The sequence below is a fragment of the Streptomyces sp. SID14478 genome (assembly GCF_010548525.1).
Taxonomy (GTDB): domain Bacteria; phylum Actinomycetota; class Actinomycetes; order Streptomycetales; family Streptomycetaceae; genus Streptomyces.
This window is the reverse complement of sequence record NZ_JAAGMG010000446.1, coordinates 1-4050: the sequence shown is the minus strand read 5'-3', so window position 1 is coordinate 4050 and position 4050 is coordinate 1. Positions and strand designations below refer to the sequence as shown.

General features: G+C 73.6%; 4 protein-coding genes. 2 read left to right on the top strand and 2 right to left on the bottom strand.

What is annotated here, in order from left to right; translation table 11 throughout:
* Window positions 1-689 (top strand): FAD-dependent monooxygenase (locus tag G3I40_RS15090; RefSeq protein ID WP_203644093.1); only part of this gene is annotated, 689 nt, incomplete at its 5' end.
* 148 nt (window positions 690-837) lie between these two features.
* Entirely contained in the window at window positions 838-2535 is a 1698-nt protein-coding gene (locus tag G3I40_RS15085; protein WP_164302685.1) for a methyltransferase, read from the top strand.
* Between the two features lie 64 nt (window positions 2536-2599).
* Here the strand turns inward: G3I40_RS15085 and G3I40_RS15080 are convergent, their stop codons facing one another.
* Window positions 2600-3280 carry a hypothetical protein gene (locus tag G3I40_RS15080; RefSeq protein ID WP_164302684.1) on the bottom strand — a complete coding sequence of 227 codons (681 nt, stop codon included), beginning with the start codon at window positions 3278-3280 and terminating at the stop codon, window positions 2600-2602.
* 89 nt (window positions 3281-3369) lie between these two features.
* Window positions 3370-4050, bottom strand: a 681-nt coding sequence (locus tag G3I40_RS15075) for a class I SAM-dependent methyltransferase (RefSeq protein WP_164302683.1), incomplete at its 5' end; no start/stop codon positions are given.

Genomic DNA, 4050 nt, shown 5'->3' with positions numbered 1-4050 from the left:
ACGGCGCGGCCCGGCGCTCCCTGCCGGCCGGCACCGTGCGCCACCACCGCGACCACGGAGTGACCTGGCTCGGCCTGCTCGCCGAGGCGCCACCCAGCCTGGACGCCGTCGGGTACGCCGTGCACGCGCGCGGATTCGCCGGGCACATGGCACGTACCAGCGAGGTCACCCGGTACTACCTGCAGTGCGCCCGCGGCACCCGGGCCGACGCCTGGTCCGAGGAGCGGATCTGGGACGAGCTGGAACTGCGCATGCGGGCACGGGAGTACGGTCCGCTGCGCCGCGGGCGCATCGTGCAGCGCTCCGTCGTCGACCTGGAGTCCGACGTGCTCGAACCGCTGCGCCACGGCGCGCTGTTCCTCGCGGGCGACGCCGCCGGCCTGATCAGCCCGTCCGCCGCGAAGGGCGCCAACCTCGCGGTCCTCGAAGCGGCGACCCTGGCGCGTGCCCTGGTCGACGACCTCACCGCGGGCGACCCCGAGGGCCTCGACGCCTACTCGGCGCGGTGCCTGACCCACATCTGGCGCGCGCAGGAGTTCTCGCACTGGATGATCGGGCTGCTGCACGGCCCCTCCGGCATGGACGGCGCGTCGCTGTTCCACAACTCCCTGCGCCGCTCCCGGCTCACCTCGCTGCGCACCTCGCGCAGCCAACAGGACTGGTTCGCCGAGCACTACGTCGGCGTCTAGACCGGATTGCGCACGTCCCGTCCGCCCTTCAGGCGAACGACGGGGCTTCCGGAACACCCCGCAGAGCCTGTCTGCGCACTCCCCGCGTTCCGCACCCGCGTGCACCCGTACGCACACCCCCGAACACCGGAATGAGGATCACCCCGCAATGATCACGACATTGTCGGGCGATACGTCCCGCCTGCGCGCGACGGTCGACTTCGTCAAGGAACAGGACACCGCCACCCTGCTCCCGCTCCTGCTTCCCGGGCTCGACGGCCCGGAGTTGCGCACTCTGGTGGAGCGCTGCGCCTTCTCGCACGCGGCGCTGCTCGTCTTCCCGCCCGACGAGGCGGCGCTGGCCGCCGTGCTCGCCGACTGCGGACTCGTCGTGGACGCACCGCCGCAGCCGAGCGTCGTCGTGCGAGAACGCCTTGCCGGGCGCCACCGGCGACGCCCGGCGGAGCTGGACGTCGGCATCCTGCGCCCCGCCGTGGACTGCCTGGACGGGGTGCGGCGCATGGTCGAGGTGTTCGCACTGACCGTGCCGCCGGGCTCGGACCTCGACCAAGTCGCCACGCACGAGCGGGAGTTGCAGCACGAGGCGCACGTCGCGTTCGAGGTCGAGGCGCCGGACCCGCTGGTGCTGCGCGGCCTGTGCGCGGCCTTCGGGCGGTACGGAGCCACCCCCGACGGCGGCGGCTACAACCCGCACGAGAACGGCACGGTGTTCTACTTCACGACCTCCGCCGAGGCCAAGGCCGGGTACCGGCGCGTGGAGCTGTACGTCCCCGGCGACCACCGCGACATCCTCGCCGCCCACCTCGACGCGCACCGCAGGAGCCGGCCCGCGGAGAACCTGCTGCGCCTGCTGACCGGGGCGTGGACGACGCAGGCACTGGCGGCGTTCGCGCGGCTCGAAGTGGCCGACGCGATGGACGAGGACCGCAGTACGGACGTGGCCCGACTGGCCCGGGACGTCGGCGCGCTGCCCGCGAACCTCACCACCCTGCTGCGCTACCTCACCATGCTCGGTGTGGTGGGCGAGGACCGCGACGGCTTCCGGCTCACGGCCACCGGCAGGCTGCTGCGCGCGGACGCCGAGGGGTCGATGCGGCCGCTGGCCCTGATGTACGGGGGAGTGTTCTACGAGTCCTTCGCGGGGCTCGGGCACACCGTGCGCACCGGGCAGGTCGCCTTCGAGCACCTCTTCGGCGAGAACCACTTCGACCACTTCGCCCGCGACCCCGAACTCGCCGACCTCTTCGACCGGTCGATGGCCGCCGGTTCACGGATGTTCGACCCGCTGCCCGCCCACCCCGTCCTCACCGCAGCGGCCGACGGGGCCACCGTGGTCGACATCGCGGGCGGCAACGGCGAACTGCTCGGACGAATCCTTTCCGCACACCCGCGCCTGCACGGCGTCCTGCTGGAGCGCCCGCACACCGTGGCCGCCGCCCGCCGCCTCCTCGACGCGGCCGGGCACACCGCGCGCTGCGACTTCCGGTCCGGCGACTTCGCGGACGTACCCCCGGGCGGAGACGTCTACGTCCTGTCCCGCGTCCTGCACGACTGGGACGACGACCGCTGCCGCGAGATCCTGCGGCACTGCGCCCGCGCGATGCCCGCCACCGCCGACCTGCTCGTCGTCGAACGGGTCCTGCCCACCGACGGCTCGGCCTCCCTGGCCACGGCATGGGACCTGCACATGATGTGCAACGTCGGCGGCCGCGAACGGCAGGCCGACCACTTCGCCCGGCTGTTCGCCGACGCCGGCCTCACCTTGGTGGGCCACACGCCCCTGCCCCTGGACGGCAGCGTGCTGCACGTCCGCAGGGCCGGGGCGGACACCGGAGCCGGGCTCTAGGAACGACGCGGACACCGGAGCCGGACTCCCGGACCCCGGGAACAGGCGGCGGGCGGGCCGGACTTCAGGCGCCGTCGCCGGATCCGGTGGCCGAGTCCTTCGGGGAAGCGGCCTCCAGCGCGGCCACCGCGTCGCGGGCCGCCTGCGCCGCGCCCCTGCCCACGGTGTCGGCGGACGGCGCGTCCTTGGACTCGAAGTCGCTGCCGTTGTAGGTGACGGTGAGCAGGGTGTTGGCCTTGCGCACCGTCAGCACGGCCTCGCGGGTCTTCTGCTTGTCCTTGGTGGTGAGCTCCGTGCGCAGGCGCGCCTCGTCACCGATGTCCTGCGCCGTGCCGTCGGCGCCCGCCGCGAAGTCCTCCTTCGCCAGCGCGTCGGAGTCCTTCACCTCGAAGGAGACGTCCAGCCAGCGGTAGTCGTACCCCTTGAGGGCGCTCCAGGAGCAGCCGCGGCGCACCGACGCGTCGGTCGCCGCGAGCTCCTTGCCGGACGTCTTGGCACCCGGGACGAGCGAGGTCACCGTCTTGCCCGGGACCGTGCCGCAGGGGGAGGGCGGCTTCGCGTACGTCTTCGCCGCCACGCTCCGGCTGGGACTGCCGGAGGCCGACGACTGCGGGGCCGGCTTCTTCTGGCTCTCGTCGGTGGTGTCGGACAGGGGCCCGGTGGACCAGGCCCAGCCCACGCAGGCGAGCACGGCGACCGGCAGCAGCCGGGCGGCCAGCACGGCCGGGAGCGGGAGAGAACGCACGGTGTACGTCCCTTGCGTCGGGTGGGTGGGAGACGCCAGTCTCACATGAGTTGCTGTGCGGCGACACCGCCACTTCTGTCACCTCTGCATCACACACCGGCATCGTCCCGGCGTACGGCCGTGACCAGCCACACTCCGGCGCGCATCCGTACGCCGCGTGCGGTCGCGTACGGGCGGAGCGTGTCCTCCAGCGCGGCGCGCGTCGTGGCGCTCACGCGGCGCCGCGGGCCGCGGGACAGGAGGAAGTCGACGGCGTCGGCGGGTGAATCGCCCCAATGGGTATGGACGTCCACCGGGTTGACGGCGATCCCGCGGAACGTGCGGTGCAGCGCCGCGTGGATCATGTACGGCTCGGACAGGGACGCCATGGCGGTGTGTGCCGCACGCGCCTCGGGATCGGGCTCGGCGGGTACGTCCTCGGTGCTCTCGGCCAAGTGCCGGGCGAACAGGGCCAGCGCCGTGCTCTCCTGCGTCCGCGCACCCGGGCGGCGCGGGCAGACGAACACGAGGCGCCCGCCCCTGCGCAGGGCCCGCGCGACGTTGGCGAACGCCGTCGCGTGGTCCTCGAAGAACATCACGCCGCCCCGGCTGAGCGCGAGATCGTACCCGCCCGCGGGGAAGGGGTGGTTCTGCGCGTCGCCGCGTTCGTAGGCGGCGTTCGCCACCCGCTCCTCGGCGGTGCGGGCCCGCGCCCGCTCGATGAGCGGCGCCGAGATGTCGACGCCCACCGCGTGGCCGGGCGCCGCGAGCCGGGCCGCCGTCCGCGTCGT

Bases quoted from the DNA above. Each gene is read 5' to 3' on its own strand.
- G3I40_RS15085 (WP_164302685.1), top strand. From the start codon at position 838: ATGATCACGACATTGTCGGGCGATACGTCCCGCCTGCGCGCGACGGTC.